A 19,803-nucleotide genomic window follows, 5' to 3' on the forward strand; every position below is an offset into this window, starting at 1 on the left:
TTATCCCTTGTGCTGACGTCCCGCCCCACGCTAGTCGATCGACCGCGCCCGGGCGGCGGCCCGGTCGGGGAGCGCTCCAGGTCGTCGCCGTGGGCCAGGACCCGAACTCGACCGGCCCGCACAGCGGTTCGGCCCCGGCACAGGATGCCGGGGCCGAACTCCTTCACCGAGGACGCGTCCGATCAGATCTCACCGCGTAGTTTGGCGAGCGCCTCGGCGAGAATCGCCTCACCGTCGGCGTCGCTGCGCCGCTCCCGCACATAGGCGAGATGGGTCTTGTAGGGCTCGGTACGCGGTGGGTCCGGCGGATCGTCGCGCTCGGTGCCTGCGGGGAACCCGCAACGCGGACAGTCCCAGGTCTCCGGGATCTGTGCGTCGCTGGCGAAGCTGGGCTGCGTCTCGTGCCCGTTCGCGCACCAGAAGGAGACCCTCAGCCGGGGCGCGGTCTCCCCGCGCTCGGCCTCACCCATGGGCCCCGCCCCGACCCGGCTGCCTCGGATCGCGTTGCCACCTGCCACGGTCGTTACTCCCTGCCTGCCATCCTGCGAAGTCCTCAGTCTATGCAAGGCTCAACGCACGTCCAGTGCTGGGAGTTACTGACTTATGACTTCATCAGCAGACCGAGCACCACGACGATCGCGACCCACGCGAGGGCGACCACCACCGTGATCCGGTCCAGGTTCCGCTCGGCGACCGACGACCCGCCGACCGAGGACTGCATACCCCCACCGAACATGTCGGAGAGGCCGCCGCCCTTGCCCTTGTGCATCAGCACGAGAAGTGCCAGCAGGAAGCTGAAGACGATCAGCGCGATCTGGAACGCCGTTTCCACGACTGGACCAACTCTCTACGACGACGAACGACGGACAATTCCGGGAGCCGACCAGGGCGGCACAGGGCCTGCGGCCGGCCCCCGGACAGGGTACCGCTAGCTCGGGGTGTGGCCCCAGGGGCTACTGATCACGAAACCTGACGATCTTGACGAACTCCTCGGCGTCGAGGGCCGCCCCGCCCACCAGGGCGCCGTCCACGTCCGGCTGCGCCATGATCGCCGCGACATTGCCCGACTTCACCGAGCCGCCGTACTGGATACGCACCCCGTCGGCCAGCGCGCCGTCATACAGCTCACCGAGCCGGACCCGGATCGCCGCGCAGACCTCCTGGGCGTCGTCGGGGGTGGCCACCTCGCCGGTGCCGATGGCCCACACCGGCTCGTAGGCGATCACGATGCTGGCGGCCTGCTCGGCCGGCAGGCCGTCGAGCGCCCCGTCGAGCTGGGCCAGGGTGTGCGCCACCTGGCCACCGGCCTTGCGCACCTCCAGCGGCTCGCCCACGCAGAGGATCGGGGTGATGCCGTGCCGGTAGGCGGCCTTCACCTTGGCGTTGCAGATCTCCTCGCCCTCGTGGTGGTACTGACGGCGCTCGGAGTGGCCGACGACGGCGTAGGAGCAGTTGAGCTTGGCCAGCATCGGTCCGGAGATCTCGCCGGTGTAGGCGCCCGAGTCGAAGGCCGAGATGTCCTGCGCCCCGTACCTGATCTTCAGCTTGTCGCCGTCCACCAGCGTCTGCACCGAGCGCAGATCGGTGAACGGCGGCAACACGGCCACCTCGACGTCCTCGTAGTCCTTGTCCGCGAGGCCGAAGGCGAGCTTCTGCACATGGGCGATGGCCTCAAGGTGGTTGAGGTTCATCTTCCAGTTGCCCGCCATCAGCGGAGTGCGCTGACTCACGCGCCCGCCCCTTTCTTCCCTGCTGTCCTGGCTGCCCACGGCGCGCGGACGCGCGACGTGCTGGTGTGGGGGCTCGACTGCCCCATCTCAGTCCTCCAACGCGGCCAGGCCCGGGAGGGCCTTGCCCTCCAGGTACTCCAGGCTCGCGCCGCCGCCGGTGGAGATATGGCCGAAACCGTTCTCGTCCAGGCCGAGCAGTCGCACGGCCGCCGCCGAGTCCCCGCCGCCGACCACGGTGAACGCGTCGCTGTCCACCAGGGCCTGGGCGACGGCCCTGGTGCCCTCGGCGAAGTCCGGGTGCTCGAAGACGCCCATCGGACCGTTCCAGAAGACGGTGGCCGCGTCCGCCACCTTGGCGGCGAACAGCTCCCTCGTCCGCGGGCCGATGTCAAGACCCATGAGGCCCGCGGGAATGGCGTCGGCGCCCACCTCGACGGGACCGGCCGGGGCCTTGGTCCTGAGGTCGGGGAAGTCCTTGGCCGCCACCACGTCGACGGGCAGCACGAACTCCACGCCCTTCTCCTGGGCCCGCCGCAGATACTCCTGGACGGTCGGGATCTGGTCGGTCTGGAGCAGCGAGTCGCCCACCTCGTGGCCCTGGGCGGCCAGGAAGGTGAAGGCCATGCCGCCGCCGATCAGAATGCGGTCGGCGCGCTCCAACAGATGGTCGATCACGCCCAGCTTGTCGGAGACCTTGGAGCCGCCGAGCACCACCGCGTAGGGGCGCTTGACGTCCTCGGTGAGCTGCTTGAGCACGCCCACCTCGCTCGCGATCAGGCCACCCGCCGCATGGGGCAGGCGGGCCGGCAGGTCGAAGACGGAGGCGTGCTTGCGGTGCACGGCGCCGAAGCCGTCGCCGACGTAGAAGTCGGCGAGGGTGGCGAGCCGGTCGGCGAAGGCGCCGCGCTCGGCGTCGTCCTTGCTGGTCTCCCCCGCGTTGAAACGGAGGTTCTCCAGCAGCGCCACCTGTCCGTCGCCCAGCCCGGCGACGGCGGCCTCGGCGCTGTCGCCGACCGTGTCGGTGGCGACGACGACATCCTGGCCGAGCAGCTCGCCGAGCCGGCGACCGACGGGGGCCAGCGAGTACGCCGGATCCGGCGCGCCCTTGGGGCGGCCGAGGTGCGAGGCGACGACGACCCTGGCGCCCGCCTCGATCAACTTGCTGATGGTCGGCACGGCGGCCCTGATCCGGCCGTCGTCGGTGATGGTGCCGTCCGCGAGCGGGACGTTCAGATCGGCGCGGACGAACACCCGCTGCCCGGCGACGCTCAGGTCGTCAATGGTCTTCATGGTTGTCTGGACTCCTTGAGGCACTCGAGAACCGCTTCTGTCCCCATCCGACGTGGCGGACGCGGCGAGGGCCCGCCGAGCGCTTCGCGCGCTCCGCGGGCCCTTGGCCTGCCATCCGGCGGCCGGGCGGCGCCACGTTCAACAGCGGGTCAGAGCCGCTCGCCCACGTAGACCGTCAGGTCCACCAGGCGGTTCGAGTAGCCCCACTCGTTGTCGTACCAACCGACGATCTTGACCTGCTTGCCCTGGCTCATCGTCAGCGACGAGTCGAAGGTGCAGGAGGCCGGCCAGTTGACGATGTCCGAGGAGACGATCGCGTCCTCGGTGTAGTCGAGGTAGCCCTTGAGCTGCCCCTCGGCGGCGGTGCGGAACGCCGCGTTGACCTCTTCCTTGGTGACGTCGCGCTCCAACTCCACCACCAGGTCGGTGACCGAGCCGGTGGGCACCGGGACGCGCATCGCGATGCCGTCCAACTTGCCCTTGAGCTGCGGGAGGACCAGCGCGGTCGCCTTGGCGGCGCCCGTCGTGGTGGGGATGATGTTCTCCGCCGCGGCGCGGGCCCGACGCAGGTCCTTGTGCGGGAAGTCCAGGATGCGCTGGTCGTTGGTGTACGCGTGCACCGTGGTCATCATGCCCTTGACGATGCCGAAGCTCTCGTCGAGCACCTTGGCCATCGGGGCCACGCAGTTGGTGGTACACGAGGCGTTGGAGATGACCTCGTGCGCCGCCGGGTCGTACTGCTCCTGGTTGACGCCCATCACGATCGTGATGTCCTCGTTCTTCGCCGGGGCGGAGATGAGGACCTTCTTGGCGCCGGCGGCGAGGTGCTTGGCGGCGTCCTCGCGCTTGGTGAAGATGCCGGTGGACTCGATCACGATGTCGGCGCCCAGCTCGGACCAGGGCAGTTTGGCCGGGTCGCGCTCGGCCAGGGTGCGGAACGTCTGGTTGCCGACCGTGATGGTGTCGTCGGTGTGGCTGACCTCTTCCTTGAGGCGGCCGAGGATGCTGTCGTACTTCAGCAGGTGAACCAGAGTCGCGTTGTCGGTCAGGTCGTTGACACCGACGATCTGGACATCCGCCCCCTGTTCAAGGAGCGCGCGGAAGTAGTTGCGACCGATACGGCCAAAGCCGTTGATTCCTACGCGGATCGTCACGAACCGATCTCCTCGTTGGTACGCCGGCGAAACAGATACCGGCGATGCTGTATTGGGATGTCCCCGACCGTCTCCGACCCTACCGCGCCGACGTCCGGGGAGAGACATCGCCCAGGCGTGTTCGGCCCCCGGAACCGCGGGCCTCCGACACCGGTTCCGGGCGCGGTCAGCCGACCATCTCCTCCGTGAGGTTGGACTCCGTCCCCGGAATGCCCAGATCCTGCGCGCGCTTGTCGGCCATCGCCAGCAGCCGGCGGATCCGGCCCGCCACCGCGTCCTTCGTGAGCGGCGGCTCGGCGAGCGCGCCCAACTCCTCAAGGGACGCCTGCTTGTGCTCCATCCGGAGCCGGCCGGCCGCCGCGAGGTGGTCCGGGACCTCGTCGCCCAGGATCTCCAACGCGCGTTGCACCCGGGCCCCGGCGGCGACGGCCGCCCGGGCGGAACGGCGGAGGTTGGCGTCGTCGAAGTTGGCCAGGCGGTTGGCCGTGGCGCGCACCTCGCGCCGCATCCGCCGCTCCTCCCAGGCCAGCACGGACTCGTGCGCGCCGAGGCGCGTCAACAGCGCGCCGATCGCGTCACCGTCCCTGACGACCACCCGGTCAACGCTGCGCACCTCGCGGGCCTTCGCCCCGATCTGGAGCCGCCGGGCGGCACCGACCAGGGCCAGCGCCGCCTCGGGTCCCGGGCAGGTGACCTCAAGGGAGGAGGAACGTCCCGGCTCGGTGAGCGAGCCGTGCGCCAGGAAGGCACCGCGCCAGGCGGCCTCGGCGTCACAGGTGGCCCCGGAGACCACCTGGGGCGGCAGCCCTCTGATGGGCCTGCCCCGGCCGTCGACCAACCCGGTCTGCCGGGCCAACTGGTCACCCCCGGCCACCACCCGCACCACATAGCGGCTGCCCCGCCGCAGTCCGCCGGGGGCCATCACCACCAGGTCGGACGAGTGCCCGAAGATCTCCAGAATGTCCCGGCGAAGCCGCCTGGCGGCGATTCCGGTGTCGAGCTCCGCCTCGATCACGATCCGCCCGCTCACCAGGTGCAGGCCGCCCGCGAAGCGCAGGATGGACGACACCTCCGACTTGCGGCAGCAGGTGCGGGTGACGGGAAGACGGGAGATCTCGTCCTTCACCGCAGCCGTCATCGCCATGGGCCGATCCTTCCATGCATCCGAAAAACACGGTCATACGCGGCGGCCAGTAGCTCAGGGTCGTGCCGAGGAGAGCCAGCGCCGGCACCGGAGCCACCGCTCGCGGCCACCGGTGCCAACACCACATCGGCCCCCAGCCGTTCGGCGGCGGCCTGGCTCAGGCTCTCTCCGTCGGGGACGGCGGCCCGATCTGCCAGCACCACGTCGAAGGCGAGTTTAGGGGCGTGTTGTACCAAAACCTCCACATGACGCTGCGGTGAGAAGCCATCAGTTTCGCCGGGCTGGGGCGCGAGGTTGAGCGAGAGCACCCTGCGGGCCTTCGTGCTGACCAGGGCCTGGAGCAGCTCGGGCACCAGCAGGTGGGGGATGACGGAGGAGAACCAGGAGCCCGGACCGAGAACCACCCAGTCGGCGTCCAACACCGCCTCCACCGCCTCCGGCACGGCGGGCGGGTCGTGCGGCACCAGCATCACCTCCCGCACCTCCCCGGGGGTGAGGGCCACGGCCGCCTGGCCACGGACCCGGGCCAACTCGTCGGGGCTGGCGGGATCGTGCCCGAGCACCGAGGCCTCCAGGGCAAGCGGCACCGCGGACATGGGCAGCACCCGCCCATGGGCGCCCAGCAACTTGCCGACCAGGTCCAGGGCGCCGACGTGGTCGCCCAGTTGTTCCCAGAGCGCGACGATCAGCAGGTTGCCCACCGCGTGGTCGTGCAGCGCGCCCTCGCTCTGGAAGCGGTGCTGGATCACCTCGGACCAGGTGCGGCCCCACTCGTCGTCGCCGCAGAGCGCGGCCAGCGCCTTGCGCAGATCCCCGGGGGGCAGCACGCCCAGCTCGTCACGGAGCCGCCCGCTGGAGCCACCGTCGTCGGCGACGGTGACCACCGCCGTGAGATCGCCGGTGATCCGACGCAGGGCGGTGAGCGAGGCGGACAGGCCCATGCCCCCGCCCAGCGCGACGACCTTGGGCTGGGCCCCACGACGGCCGCCCCGCGCCGTGCGGAGGGAGCGGCGCCCCAACAGGGGGGCGCCGCCCGAGGCCGCGCGACGCTGTCTTATCGCCTTGCGCGGCATCCCTACTCGCGTCCCATGTCACGATGGACGATCACGGTCTCCACTCCCTCCGCCGACAGCCGGCGGGCCAGCCGCTCGGACATGGCGACGCTCCGGTGCTTGCCGCCGGTGCAGCCGACGGCGATGGTCACATAGCGCTTGCCCTCGCGCCGATAGCCGGCGGCGATCAGCTGGAGCAGCTCGGCGTAGCGGTCCAGGAACTCCTTGGCGCCCGGCTGGTTGAAGACGTACCCGGACACCTCCTCGCTCGTCCCCGTGAAGGGGCGCAGTTCCGGCACCCAGTGCGGGTTGGGCAGGAAGCGGCAGTCGACCACGTGGTCGGCGTCGACGGGCAGGCCGTACTTGTAGCCGAAGGACATCACGGTGGCCCGCAGCTCGGGCTCGTCGCCGCCGGCGAACTGGGCGTCCATCTTGGCGCGCAGCTCGTGGACGTTGAGGTTGGAGGTGTCGATCACCAGATCGGCGTCGCCGCGCAGCTCGCGCAGCAGATCGCGTTCGGCGGCGATGCCGTCGACGATCCGGCCCTCGCCCTGCAACGGATGCGGGCGGCGGACCGACTCGAACCGCTGGACGAGGGCGTTCTCCGACGCCTCAAGGAAGACGATGCGCCGGGTGACGCCCTTGGTCTCCAGATCGGTGAGCGACTCGCGCAGGCTGTCGAAGAACCCGCGGCCCCGGACGTCGACCACCACGGCGATCCGGGCGACGTTGCCCTGGGAGCGCGCGCCGAGATCGACCATGGTGGGGATCAGGGCCGGTGGGAGGTTGTCCACCACGAACCAGCCGAGATCCTCCAGACACTTGGCCGCGGTGCTGCGGCCGGCTCCGGACATGCCGGAGATGATGACCAGCTCCGGGGTGGTGACGGCCTCCTCGCCGCCGGCCGGCCCGGTGGTGGGTTCCTCGCCTCTGGTGTGTTCACTCATCATGCTCAATCCCCCGCCTGTTCCTTTGTGAAGTGGGTCGTTGTGGGTTGCCTCTTCCGCGCTCGCTCAGTCCTCGACGATCTCGCCGGTGGCCGTGTTGACCGCGGGGGCGGCCTGGGCCTGACCGGCGAGGGCCGCCGCGACCGTCTCGGCGGTCTTGCGGCCTATGCCGGGCACCTCGCTGATCTCCTCCACGGTGGCGGCACGGAGCCGCTTGACCGAGCCGAAGTGCTTGAGCAGCGCCTTCTTACGGGTCTCCCCGAGGCCGGGAATGGCGTCGAGAGGACCCTTTCTTATTGATTGTGACCGTTTTCCGCGCTGATAGCGGATGGCGAAGCGATGCGCCTCGTCCCTGACCCGCTGCAGCAGATAGAGCCCCTCGCTGGTGCGCGGGAGGATCACCGGATCCTCCTCGCCGGGCAGCCAGACCTCTTCCAGCCGTTTGGCCAGGCCACAGACCGCGACATCGTCGATGCCGAGCTCGTCCAGCGCCCGGCGGGCCGCCGCCACCTGCGGCTGGCCGCCGTCGACCACCACCAGCTGCGGGGGGTAGGCGAAGCGCTTGGGCCGGCCGTCGTCCTCCACCGGGGCGGGGAACGCGTCGTCCGGCTCCTCCTCGACCGCCCACTCCCCGGTGCGCTCGCGCTCGCGCAGATAGCGGCGGAACCGCCGGGAGACCACCTCGTGCATGGCCCGGACATCGTCCTGTCCGGCGAAGCTCTTGATCTGGAACCGGCGGTATTCGCTCTTCCGAGCGAGACCGTCCTCGAAGACGACCATGGAGGCGACCACGTCGTCCCCCTGGAGATGGGAGATGTCGAAGCACTCGACGCGCAGCGGCGCGGAGTCCAGGCCGAGGTTCTCGGCGATCTCCTCCAGCGCGCGGGACCTGGTGGTGAGATCGGAGGCGCGTCTGGTCTTGTGCAGCACCAGCGCCTGCCGGGCGTTGCGCTCGACCGTGGTCATCAGATCGCGCTTGTCGCCGCGCTGCGGGACGCGGAGGTTGACCGCGGAGCCGCGGCGTTCGGTGAGCCAGTCGGTGAGCGGCCCCGGGGGCTCGGGCAGCGCGGGCACCAGGACCTCCTTGGGCACGCTCTCGCCGCTCTCCTCGCCGTAGAGCTGCTGCACGGCGCTCTCCACCAGCTCACCCGTGGTGACGTTCGCCACCCGGTCGGTGACCCAGCCGCGCTGTCCGCGCACCCGGCCGCCGCGCACATGGAAGATCTGCACGGCCGCCTCCAGCTCGTCCTCGGCGAGGGCGATCAGATCGGCGTCGGTGGCGTCGGCGAGGACCACCGCGTTTTTCTCCATGGCGCGCCGCAGCGCCTCGATGTCGTCGCGCAGCCGGCCGGCCCGCTCGTACTCCAGGGCCTCGGCGGCCTCGGCCATCTCCGTCTCCAGGCGACGGAGGTAGGTGCCGGTGCGCCCGGCCATGAAGTCGCAGAACTCCTCGGCCAGCGCGCGGTGCTCCTCGGGGCTGACCCGGCCGGTGCAGGGCGCCGAGCACTTCTCGATATAGCCGAGGAGGCAGGGGCGCCCGATGGCGTGCGCGCGTTTGAACACCCCGGCGGAGCAGGTGCGCACGGGAAAGACGCGGAGCAGCAGATCCACCGTCTCGCGGATGGCCCAGGCGTGCCCGTAGGGGCCGAAGTAGCGCACGCCCCGGCGCTTGGCGCCGCGCAGCACCTGGACGCGGGGGAACTCCTCGTTCATGGTCACCGCGAGTGACGGATAGCTCTTGTCGTCGCGGTACTTGACGTTGAATCGGGGGTCGTACTCCTTGATCCAGGAGTACTCCAACTGCAGGGCCTCGACCTCGGTGCCCACCACCGTCCACTCCACCGAGGCAGCCGTGGTGACCATGGTGGCGGTGCGGGGATGCAGTCCTGAGATGTCCTGGAAATAGGAAGAAAGGCGCTGACGCAGGCTTTTCGCCTTCCCGACATAGATCACCCGGCGGTGCTCGTCGCGGAACCGATAGACGCCGGGCGAGTCGGGAATCTCGCCCGGCCTCGGGCGGTAGCTGGAAGGATCGGCCATGACCGCAACCCTACTGCCGCCAACTGACAGTGAGCGAAGCGCGCGCGTCCTGGGCGGCTACCAACCGCGCTCGCGCCACTCCGGCAGGCTCGGTCGTTCGGCGCCCAGCGTGGTGTCGGCGCCGTGCCCCGGGTACACCCAGGTCTCGTCGGGGAGTTGGGCGAACAGCCTGGTCTCGACGTCGTGCAGCAGGCTGGCGAACGCCGCCGCGTCGCCATGGGTGTTGCCGACCCCGCCGGGAAAGAGGCTGTCCCCGGTGAAGAGATGGGGGCGCCCGTCGGGGTCGTCGTAGACCAGCGCGACGGAGCCCGGGGTGTGCCCGACCAGATGACGGACGGTGAGGCGGCAGCGGCCCACGGCGACCTCGTCGCCGTCGTCCAACGGGACCGAGGTGGGCACCGGGATGCCCTCGGCGTCGAGACGTCCGGCGTAGGTGGGTGCGCCGGTGGCGCGCACGACCTCGTCGAGCGCCTGCCAGTGGTCGCCGTGCCGGTGCGTGGTCACCACTCCGACGACGCCGTCCTGGCCGATCAGCTCCAGCAGGGCGGCGGCGTCGTTGGCTGCGTCGATCAGCAGCTGTTCGCCGGTGGCCCGGCAGCGGAGCAGATAGGCGTTGTTCTCCATGGGCCCCACGGCGATCTTGCTGATCACCAGATGGGCCAGCTCGTGCGCGTCGGCAGGACCGCCGACGGTGACGTTCCCTGTGTACGGCATGCTCGTGGTGCCTCTCAGAAGGTCGCTTCGGGCGTCGCTCAGAGCGGGGGCAGTTCGGGGAGCGGCTCCGCGCTGGTCAGGCCGCTGCCGGGGGTGCGGCCGGAGAGCCAGCCGACCAGGGCCGCCGGGGTGCCGGCGACGGTCCGCGACTCGCCCTCGGCCCCTCCGGTGCGCCAGTGCCGGCCGTCCTCGGCGCGCAGCTCGATCGGCGGGAGGGCGGGGTTGCCGGCGAACCGGTCGGCGAGGTAGCGCAACGCCCGGTCGAGGAAGGCGCCCGGCAGCTCGGCGACGGTCCGCCCAGCGCCGAGGTCGATATGGTGCAGCTCGACCTCGACCCAGCGGCGGAACGGCAGGCTGGACGCGAGATCGGTGACACCATTGCGGAGGGCGACCACCTCCGCCCAGCGCTGTTCGTCGAGCGCCCTGGCGGCGGTCAGGAACCGCTCCGAGCTGGTGCGCAGGTCGTCCAGCTGGGCGGTCGGCGGGCGGGGCGCGTCCCGCTCGATGTCGGTGTTCCTGGCCTCTTCGTCCGGGTACATGGGCTGGCCGGCGAGGACCCGGGTGAGGGCGTCCGCGTTGCGCGACAGATGGGCGAGCACATGGCCCCGGCTCCAGTTCGGCAGCAGGGAAGGGGCGGCGAGCTCCGCCGGCCCCAGCCCGGCGGCTGTGTCCAGGAGCTGGGCGGTGGCGTCCGCGACAGCCGCCAGGTCGCTTTCGGGTGCGGTCATGATCACACGCTAGCTCGCCACTCCATCGAGTGAAAGGACGCGGAAGCCACCGGCAATCGAACGCACGTGCTATAGGCTGCGGAGCGCGGGACTCGGCATCCGACATCGTTTGTCAGTGGTCCCCCATACCCTGGGACAGGCGCTCGCCTCCAGCAGCGAACGCATCCGGATCGACCCTGATCGACCCAGATGAACTCAGGTAAACGCAGATCAACAACGAAAGGTCCATCCGGCGTGGCCGACCGACTCATCGTTCGTGGCGCTCGCGAGCACAATCTTCGGAATGTCTCGCTCGACCTGCCCCGCGACTCGCTCATCGTCTTCACCGGGCTGTCGGGATCGGGCAAGTCCTCGCTCGCCTTCGACACGATCTTCGCCGAGGGCCAGCGGAGATACGTCGAGTCGCTGTCCGCCTACGCCCGGCAGTTCCTCGGGCAGATGGACAAGCCGGATGTGGACTTCATCGAGGGTCTCTCCCCCGCCGTCTCCATCGACCAGAAGTCCACCTCGCGCAATCCGCGTTCCACGGTGGGCACGATCACCGAGGTCTACGACTACCTGCGGCTGCTCTTCGCCAGGATCGGCAAGCCGCACTGCCCGGAGTGCGGCCGGCCCATCGCGCGGCAGTCGCCCCAGGCCATCGTCGACAAGGTGCTCGGGCTCGACGAGGGCAGCCGGTTCCAGGTGTTGTCGCCGCTGGTGCGGGAGCGGAAGGGCGAGTTCGTCGACCTCTTCGCCGACCTTCAGACCAAGGGCTACAGCCGGGCCAGGGTCGACGGCACCACGATCCAGCTCGCCGATCCGCCCAAGCTGAAGAAGCAGGAGAAGCACACCATCGAGGTGGTGATCGACCGCCTCACGGTGAAGGACAGCGCCAAGCGGCGCCTGACGGACTCGGTGGAGACGGCCCTCGGCCTCTCCGGCGGGATGGTCATCCTGGATTTCGTCGACCTCCCCGAGGACGACCCGCAGCGCGAGCGGATGTTCTCCGAGCATCTGTACTGCCCGTACGACGATCTCTCCTTCGAGGAGTTGGAGCCGCGCTCGTTCTCCTTCAACTCCCCCTTCGGCGCCTGCCCCGAGTGCACCGGCATCGGCACCAAGATGGAGGTCGACCCGGAGCTGATCATCCCCGACCCGGAGAAGACGCTGGAGGAGGGCGCGATCCATCCGTGGTCCCACGGCCACACCAAGGGCTACTTCAACCTGCTGATCGGCGCCCTCGGCGACGCGTTGAACTTCCGCAGCGACATCCCCTGGGAGGGGCTGCCGCAGCGGGCCAAGAAGGCGCTGCTCAACGGTCACAAGACCAAGATCGAGGTCCGCTACGAGAACCGCCACGGCCAGGAGCGGGCGTACAGCACCGCCTTCGAGGGGGTGCTTCCGTTCATCCGCAGGCGGCACGCCGAGGCGGAGACGGACTCGGGCCGGGAGCGCTTCGAGGGCTATATGCGCGAGGTGCCCTGCCCCGCCTGTCAGGGCACCCGGCTGAAGCCGCTGATCCTGGCGGTCACGGTCCAGGGCCGGTCGATCGCCGAGGTGGCGGGCATGTCGATCAGCGAGTGCGCCGACTTCCTCGGCCAGATGCGGCTCACCGCCCGCGAGAGGAAGATCGCCGAGCGGGTCCTCAAGGAGGTCAACGAGCGGCTGAAGTTCCTGGTCGACGTCGGCCTCGACTACCTCTCGCTCAACCGCGCCGCCGGCTCGCTCTCCGGTGGCGAGGCCCAGCGCATCCGGCTGGCCACCCAGATCGGCTCCGGCCTGGTCGGCGTCCTCTATGTGCTGGACGAGCCCTCCATCGGCCTGCACCAGCGGGACAACCACCGGCTGATCGAGACGCTGGTGCGGCTGCGCGATCTGGGCAACACGCTGATCGTCGTCGAGCACGACGAGGACACCATCAAGACCGCGGACTGGGTGGTGGACATCGGCCCGGGCGCCGGCGAGCACGGCGGCAAGGTGGTGCACAGCGGTCCGTACGCGGAGCTGCTCACCAACGCCGAGTCCCTCACCGGCCAGTACCTCTCGGGCGCGCGGGTGATCCCCACCCCCGCCATCCGCCGGCCGGTCGACCCCGACCGCCTGCTCACGGTGCACGGCGCGCGCGAACACAACCTGCGGGGCATCGACGTCAGCTTCCCCATCGGGCTGCTGACCGCGGTCACGGGCGTCTCGGGATCGGGGAAGTCCACGCTGGTCAACGACATCCTGTACACGCACCTCGCGCGGGAGCTGAACGGCGCCAAGTCGGTGCCGGGCCGGCACACCCGGGTCACCGGGGACGATCTGGTGGACAAGGTGGTCCATGTGGACCAGTCGCCGATCGGCCGCACCCCCCGTTCCAACCCGGCCACCTACACGGGTGTCTTCGACCACATCCGGCGGCTCTTCGCCGAGACGATGGAGGCGAAGGTCCGCGGGTATCTGCCGGGTCGCTTCTCGTTCAACGTGAAGGGCGGTCGCTGCGAGAACTGCTCGGGCGACGGCACGATCAAGATCGAGATGAACTTCCTGCCCGACGTCTATGTGCCCTGTGAGGTCTGCCACGGCGCCCGGTACAACCGGGAGACGCTGGAGGTCCACTACAAGGGCAAGTCCATCGCCGAGGTGCTCGATCTGCCGATCGAGGAGGCGTTGGAGTTCTTCGCCGCGGTCCCCGGCATCGCCCGCCATCTGCGCACCCTCAACGACGTGGGCCTCGGCTATGTCCGGCTGGGCCAGCCGGCGCCCACCCTCTCCGGCGGCGAGGCGCAGCGCGTCAAGCTCGCCTCCGAGCTCCAGAAGCGGGCCACCGGCAGCACGGTGTACGTGCTGGACGAGCCCACCACCGGGCTGCACTTCGAGGACATCCGGAAGCTGATCACGGTGCTGTCCGACCTGGTGGAGAAGGGCAACACCGTGGTGGTGATCGAGCACAACCTCGATGTCATCAAGACGGCCGACTGGGTGCTCGACATGGGCCCGGAGGGCGGCGCCGGCGGCGGGCTGCTGCTCGCCGAGGGCACGCCCGAGGAGGTGGCGTCCGTTCCGGCCAGCCACACGGGGAAGTTCCTCCGGGAGATCCTGGGGGACGCGGTGAGCGATGCGACCCCCGTCGCGCCGCGCGCCGCCGGCAGGAAGACCGGCAAGAGCGGAGCGGCAGGCAAGGACGGGGCCCGCGCATCGGGTGCGGTCGCAAAGCCCGCCCGAAGGAGGGCGGCTGTCAAACGCTGACGTATCCCGTCGCGTTGTTTCCCGGAAGTTCCCGGTCAGAGTCTGGCAAAGCGTCAACTCCCTTGGAACGCTGAGCCGCTGGGCGCGCCTTACGCGCGCACACGGCAAGCGTTCCTAGGGAGTCCCCTTGCAAAGACTCATGGTGCGTCGAGCGTTTCGCGCACCCTCACTGATCGCGGTGGGAGCCGCGTCCGCACTGGCCATGGGGTTGGTCCAGCCCGCGGGCGCGGTCACACCACCCCCACAACGGGCCCCGGCCCTCGTCCCGTCCGTTCCCACCGGGATCGTCGAGCGCGACGGGATGGAGCTGTCCCGTACCGAGCAGCCGCTGGCGCCTGGTGCGGAGCTGACCAGCTATCAACGGCTGGAGTCCGACAAGTGGTTGAGCGCCCACGCGCTCAGCATCGACCTGACCGCCGATCTGGGCGTCGAGTACCTCGGCCCGCCCCATGTCGCCGACGCCGCGCCGGTGAGCGAGCTGGTCGCCGGGCACGACCCGGGCGAGGGCCGCACCACGGTGGCCGCCATCAACGCGGACTTCTTCGACATCAACGCGACCAACGCGCCGCTCGGCCCCGGTCTCGACGCGGGCGAGCTGGTGCACGGCTCAGCGCACGGCTCAGCCGAGGCGGTCGGGATCGGCCCCGACGGCGCCGGTCGCGTCCTTGGCCTGTACTTCGAGGGCACGGCGACCTTCCCCGACGGCGCGGCCGGGCTGGACGGCTACAACTCCCCCGAGGTGCCGCCGGACGGCATCGGGGTCTTCACTCCCCGGTGGGGCGAGGCCGACCGGGCGCTCCCGGTGGCCGAGGCCGAGGAGACCACGGAGGTGACGGTCGAGGACGGCGAGGTGATCTCGGTCGCCGAGAAGCCCGGCTCCGCTCCCGTCCCCGAAGGCGCCGTCGTCCTGCTGGGCCGCGAGGCCGGAGCCAGGGCCCTGGCCACCCTGGAGGCCGGCGATCCGGTGGAGCTGGAGTACGCGCCGCGCACCGAGGACGGCTCCGAACTGCCGGACACCGCCGTCGGTGGCCGTGGCGTGCTGGTGGTCGAGGGCGAGCCGCAGAACTGGGAGGACCGGCCCAACAACGCCACCGCGCCGCGCACGGCGGTGGGCTTCTCCCGGGACGGCCAGGAGATGTACGTGCTCAGCGTGGACGGCCGGCAGGCCCATTCGGGGGGCACCACGCTCACCGAACTGGCCGTGCTGATGGCCGATCTGGGCGCCTACAGCGCGCTCAACCTGGACGGGGGCGGCTCCAGCACCCTGCTGGCCAGGCTGCCGGGCGCCGCCGAACCCGAGCTGATCAACAGCCCGTCCGACGGGCAGGAGCGCGAGGTGCCCAACGGGCTCGCGATCACCGCGCCGACCGGCGGCGGCGAGCTGACCGGCATCCGGGTGGAGAGCGCGGTCTCGCCGGCCGACGCACCCACCGCCGACCCCGTTCCCGGCGGCCATCCGGAGCGGGTCTTCCCCGGGTTGACCAGGGTGTTGTCCGCCGTCGGCCATGACGAGAGCTACGGCCCGGCCCAGGCGGACCCGCGCTGGCACTCCGACCGGCCCCGGGTCGGCACGGTGGAGGGCGGGGTCTTCCGGGCCCGCTCGTCCGGCGGTGTCGAGATCAGCGCGCGGCAGCGAGGGATCAGCGGGACGACGGAGCTGACGGTCATCGGCGAGTTGACGGAGATCTCCACGACCACCCGGCGCCTCGGCCTGGCGGGCGCCGGCGCCCGGGGCTCCTTCGGCGTGCTGGGGGTGGACGCGGCGGGCACCTCCGCGCCGATCGAGCCGACGGACGTCCAGCTGGACTACGACCAGGAGCTCCTCAGCATCGAACCGAACGTCGCCGGCGGCGGGTTCACCGTGACGGCCGGCCCCGTCGACTCCGCGTCCGACCTCGTCACGGTGACGGTCGGCGGCGTCTCCACCGTGCTGGCCATCACGGTCGGCCTTGAGGACGCGACGGTCGCCGACTTCTCCGACGCCGGGGAGTGGACGTTCGACCACGCCAGGGGGGATGGATCGGTGGCCCCCGAGCCCGAGGGGGTGGACGGCGAGGGCCTCCGGCTCTCCTACGACTTCTCGCTGAGCACCGCGACCCGCGCGGCCTACGCCTATCCGCCGTCGGATATCGCCGTACCGGGGCAGCCGTCCCGTTTCTCGCTCTGGGTGCTGGGCGACGGCCACGGCGCGTGGCCCTCGCTCCAACTGCGGGACGCGCGCGGCACCGACCTGATCCTCCGTAGCGACCATCTGGACTTCGAGGGCTGGCGGCAGCTCAGCTTCGAGGTACCGGAGGGCACCGCGTATCCGGTCTCGGTGCACCGGCTGTACCTGGCCGAGACCCGTCCCGAGCAGAGCTATGTCAGCGAGGTGGTCCTGGACGAGCTGCACGCCTTGACTCCGCCCGAGGTCGAGCTGTCCGAACGGGCCCCCGCCGCCCAGCCGTTGATCGACTCGGCCGAGGGGACCGACGGGCGGGACTGGCGGTTCGCCGTGGTCTCCGACGCCCAGTTCGTGGCGCGCGACCCGGACAGCGAGCTGGTCGCCGCCGCGCGCCGCAGCCTCCGCGAGGCCAGGGCGGCCGATCCGGATCTGGTGGTGATCAACGGGGACCTGGTGGACGAGGGGTCGCCCGAGGACCTCGCGTTCGCCCGCCAGGTGATCGAGGAGGAGCTGGGCGAGGACCTGCCCTGGTACTACGTGCCGGGCAACCACGAGGTGATGGGGGGTTCCATCGACGCGTTCCGCGACGAGTTCGGCGCGACCCAGCAGACGTTCGACCATCGGGGCACCCGGTTCATCACCCTGGACACCTCCTCGTTGACCCTGCGGGGCGGCGGCTTCGCACAGATCCAGGAGCTGCGCGCCCAGCTGGACCAGGCGGCGGGGGACCGCTCGGTCGACTCGGTGGTGGTGCTGGGACATGTGCCGCCCCGGGACACCATGGCGCAGCCGGCCAGCCAGCTCACCGACCGCATGGAGGCGGCGGTGCTGGAACGCTGGCTGACCGACTTCCGCCAGCGGTCGGGGAAGGGAGTGGCCTACTTCGGCGCCCACGTCGGCATCTTCGACACCTACCGGCTGGACGGCGTGCCCTATGTGATCGGCGGCAACTCGGGCAAGGAGCCGGCGACGGTCCCCGAGGAGGGCGGCTTCAACGGCTGGCTGCTGGTGGGAGTCGACGCCGTGTCCCGCGCCGAGCAGGGCGAGGCGCGGCGCTTCCCGGAACGGCCACTGCCGGACTGGCTGTCCGTGCGCACCATGGCACGGGTCGACGGGCTGACGCTGACGGCACCCGACCGGCTGGCGACGGGCGAGACGACCACCGCCGGCGCCACCGTCCGACAGGACGGCGCGGGCGGGCCGCGCGAGGTGCCGGTCGGTCCGCTGGTGAGCGCGGACTGGGACGGCTCGCGGACGCTGCACCTGGGCCCGGCCGAGGACGCCGGCCGCCGGGCGGTGGCCGCCTTCGACCCGACCACCGGCGAACTGACCGCCCTGCGGCCCGGTGAGGCGACCCTGAAGGTGACGGTCAACGGGGAGACCCGGGAGACGGAGGTGCGGATCACCCGCTGACCGGGACACCCCGCCCCCGATCCGCGCCCCCGTGGCAACCGCCACGGGGGCGCGCTCTCAGCTCAGGCCGACCTCCCGCATCTGGCGCAGCTCCTTCTTGAGGTCGGACACCTCGTCCCGCAGCCGGGCGGCGATCTCGAACTGCAACTCGGCCGCCGCCGCCCGCATCCGCTCCGTGAGCTGCTCGATCGTCTCGGCCAGCTCGGCGGCGGGCCGCTCCGTCAACTGCTCGGGCTCCTTCGCCTTGCCCCTGGCCTTGCCGCCCGCCGGCACGCTCGGCACCGGCGCCTTGCCCCTGGCCGTGTCCACCGCCTGCCGGAAGCCCGTGCCCAGCAGCTGCTGGGTGTCGACGTCCTCGCGCGCGATCGACGCGACGATGTCGTTGATCTTCTTGCGGAGCGGCTGCGGGTCGATGCCGCGCTCGTCGTTGTAGGCGAGCTGCCTGACGCGGCGGCGGTTGGTCTCGTCGATGGCCTTCTCCATCGCGGGCGTGATCCGGTCCGCGTACATGTGGACCTGTCCCGAGACGTTCCGCGCCGCCCGGCCGATGGTCTGGATCAGCGAGGTGCCCGAGCGGAGGAAGCCCTCCTTGTCGGCGTCCAGGATGGCGACCAGCGAGACCTCGGGCAGGTCGAGGCCCTCCCGCAGCAGGTTGATCCCGATCAGCACGTCGAACTCGCCGGCGCGCAGCTCCCGCAGCAGTTCGACCCGGCGGAGGGTGTCCACATCGCTGTGCAGATAGCGGACCCGGATGCCCAGCTCCAGGAAGTAGTCCGTGAGGTCCTCGGCCATCTTCTTGGTCAGCGTGGTGACCAGCGCCCGCTCGTCCCGCTCGGCCCGCACCCGGATCTCGTGGACCAGATCGTCGATCTGGCCCTCGGTGGGCTTGACCACGACCTCCGGGTCCACCAGGCCCGTGGGCCGGATGATCTGCTCGACGACGCCGTCCCCCCGGGAGAGCTCGTAGGATCCCGGCGTCGCGGAGAGATAGACCGTCTGCCCGATCCGCTGCTGGAACTCCTCCCAGCGCAGCGGGCGGTTGTCCAGCGCCGAGGGCAGCCGGAAGCCGTGGTCCACGAGGGTGCGCTTGCGGGAGGCGTCGCCCTCGTACATCGCGCCGATCTGCGGCACCGTGTTGTGGGATTCGTCGATGACCAGCAGGAAGTCGTCGGGGAAGTAGTCAAGCAGCGTGTACGGGGGGCTGCCCGTCTCCCGGCCGTCCACGTGCAGCGAGTAGTTCTCGATGCCGGAGCAGGTGCCGATCTGGCGCATCATCTCGATGTCGTAGGTGGTGCGCATCCGCAGCCGCTGCGCCTCCAGCAGCTTGCCCTGCCCCTCCATCGTCTCCAGCCGCTCGACCAGCTCCGCCTCGATGCGGGAGATCGCGCGCTCCATCCGCTCGGGGCCGGCCACATAGTGCGAGGCGGGGAAGACGTGGAGCTGCTGGTCCTGGGAGATGACCTCGCCGGTGAGCGGGTGCAGCGTGGACAGCGCCTCGATCTCGTCGCCGAACATCTCGATCCGGACGGCCAGCTCCTCGTAGACCGGGAAGATCTCGATGGTGTCGCCCCTGACCCGGAACGTGCCCCGGGTGAACGCCAGGTCGTTGCGGGTGTACTGGATCTCCACGAAGCGCCGCAGCAGCGCCTCCCGATCCATCTCCTCGCCCACCCGCAGCGGCACCATGCGGTCCACGTACTCCTGTGGCGTGCCCAGGCCGTAGATGCAGGAGACGGAGGCCACCACCACCACGTCCCGGCGGGTGAGCAGCGAGTTGGTCGCGCTGTGGCGCAGCCGCTCGACCTCCTCGTTGACCGAGGAGTCCTTCTCGATATAGGTGTCCGACTGCGGGACATACGCCTCGGGCTGGTAGTAGTCGTAGTACGAGACGAAGTACTCGACGGCGTTGTTCGGCAGCAGCTCCCTGAACTCGTTCGCCAGCTGAGCGGCGAGCGTCTTGTTGGGGGCGATCACCAGGGTCGGCCGCTGCAACCGCTCGATCATCCAGGCCGTGGTGGCGGACTTGCCCGTGCCGGTGGCGCCGAGCAGGACGACGTCCTTCTCACCGCCCGAGACGCGCTTCTCCAGCTCGGCGATGGCCGCCGGCTGGTCGCCACTGGGCTGATAGGGACTGACCACCTCGAAGGGGGTCGACGAGCGTTCGATGTCTGAGACGGGCCGCATGGTCCCCACGGTACGACGCGGCACTGACAA

14 protein-coding genes are annotated in these 19,803 nt (G+C 70.5%); 2 read left to right on the top strand and 12 right to left on the bottom strand.

Going from position 1 to position 19,803, the window contains the following annotated elements:
- Window positions 1–182: 182 nt before the first annotated feature.
- The 11 genes from K4G22_RS04600 to K4G22_RS04650 all read right to left on the bottom strand — a co-directional run bounded on the left by K4G22_RS04600 (window position 183) and on the right by K4G22_RS04650 (window position 10,799).
- Window positions 183–518 carry an RNA polymerase-binding protein RbpA gene (locus K4G22_RS04600; protein ID WP_122181812.1) on the bottom strand — a complete coding sequence of 112 codons (336 nt, stop codon included), beginning with the start codon at window positions 516–518 and terminating at the stop codon, window positions 183–185.
- 83 nt (window positions 519–601) lie between these two features.
- Window positions 602–832, bottom strand: a complete 231-nt coding sequence (secG, locus tag K4G22_RS04605; protein WP_228078379.1) for a preprotein translocase subunit SecG — start codon at window positions 830–832, stop codon at window positions 602–604.
- A gap of 121 nt (window positions 833–953) precedes the next feature.
- Entirely contained in the window at window positions 954–1,730 is a 777-nt protein-coding gene (gene tpiA / locus K4G22_RS04610) for a triose-phosphate isomerase (RefSeq protein WP_228078380.1), read from the bottom strand.
- 87 nt (window positions 1,731–1,817) lie between these two features.
- Window positions 1,818–3,020 (bottom strand): phosphoglycerate kinase, encoded by a 1,203-nt coding sequence (locus tag K4G22_RS04615; protein ID WP_228078381.1) that lies wholly within the window; start codon window positions 3,018–3,020, stop codon window positions 1,818–1,820.
- Between the two features lie 149 nt (window positions 3,021–3,169).
- A complete protein-coding gene (gene gap, locus K4G22_RS04620) occupies window positions 3,170–4,174 on the bottom strand; it encodes a type I glyceraldehyde-3-phosphate dehydrogenase (protein ID WP_228078382.1) in 1,005 nt (334 codons plus the stop codon).
- Between the two features lie 166 nt (window positions 4,175–4,340).
- On the bottom strand, window positions 4,341–5,318 hold the full coding sequence (whiA, locus tag K4G22_RS04625) for a DNA-binding protein WhiA (protein WP_062211244.1): 978 nt from the start codon (window positions 5,316–5,318) through the stop codon (window positions 4,341–4,343).
- On the bottom strand, window positions 5,309–6,391 hold the full coding sequence (locus tag K4G22_RS04630) for a gluconeogenesis factor YvcK family protein (protein ID WP_228078383.1): 1,083 nt from the start codon (window positions 6,389–6,391) through the stop codon (window positions 5,309–5,311). The genes whiA and K4G22_RS04630 overlap by 10 nt, the downstream gene beginning before the upstream one ends.
- A gap of 2 nt (window positions 6,392–6,393) precedes the next feature.
- Window positions 6,394–7,317: an RNase adapter RapZ gene (rapZ, locus tag K4G22_RS04635; RefSeq protein WP_228083948.1), complete on the bottom strand. Its 924-nt coding sequence runs from the start codon at window positions 7,315–7,317 to the stop codon at window positions 6,394–6,396.
- A 66-nt stretch (window positions 7,318–7,383) separates the two neighbouring features.
- Complete coding sequence (gene uvrC / locus K4G22_RS04640) at window positions 7,384–9,357, bottom strand: excinuclease ABC subunit UvrC (RefSeq protein ID WP_228078384.1); 1,974 nt, start codon at window positions 9,355–9,357, stop codon at window positions 7,384–7,386.
- 57 nt (window positions 9,358–9,414) lie between these two features.
- Complete coding sequence (locus tag K4G22_RS04645; protein WP_228078385.1) at window positions 9,415–10,071, bottom strand: MBL fold metallo-hydrolase; 657 nt, start codon at window positions 10,069–10,071, stop codon at window positions 9,415–9,417.
- Between the two features lie 38 nt (window positions 10,072–10,109).
- On the bottom strand, window positions 10,110–10,799 hold the full coding sequence (locus K4G22_RS04650; protein ID WP_228078386.1) for a maleylpyruvate isomerase family mycothiol-dependent enzyme: 690 nt from the start codon (window positions 10,797–10,799) through the stop codon (window positions 10,110–10,112).
- A 234-nt stretch (window positions 10,800–11,033) separates the two neighbouring features.
- On the opposite strand from K4G22_RS04650, the gene uvrA reads away from it, so the two are divergent.
- Together uvrA and K4G22_RS04660 are read left to right on the top strand one after the other, a co-directional pair.
- On the top strand, window positions 11,034–14,012 hold the full coding sequence (gene uvrA, locus K4G22_RS04655; protein ID WP_228078387.1) for an excinuclease ABC subunit UvrA: 2,979 nt from the start codon (window positions 11,034–11,036) through the stop codon (window positions 14,010–14,012).
- Between the two features lie 178 nt (window positions 14,013–14,190).
- On the top strand, window positions 14,191–17,589 hold the full coding sequence (locus tag K4G22_RS04660; RefSeq protein WP_228078388.1) for a phosphodiester glycosidase family protein: 3,399 nt from the start codon (window positions 14,191–14,193) through the stop codon (window positions 17,587–17,589).
- A 57-nt stretch (window positions 17,590–17,646) separates the two neighbouring features.
- Here K4G22_RS04660 and uvrB read toward each other — a convergent pair whose 3' ends face one another.
- Window positions 17,647–19,773: an excinuclease ABC subunit UvrB gene (uvrB, locus tag K4G22_RS04665; RefSeq protein ID WP_228078389.1), complete on the bottom strand. Its 2,127-nt coding sequence runs from the start codon at window positions 19,771–19,773 to the stop codon at window positions 17,647–17,649.
- Between the last annotated feature and the right edge of the window lie 30 nt (window positions 19,774–19,803).

The sequence above is a fragment of the Streptomyces profundus genome (assembly GCF_020740535.1).
Classification (GTDB): domain Bacteria; phylum Actinomycetota; class Actinomycetes; order Streptomycetales; family Streptomycetaceae; genus Streptomyces; species Streptomyces profundus.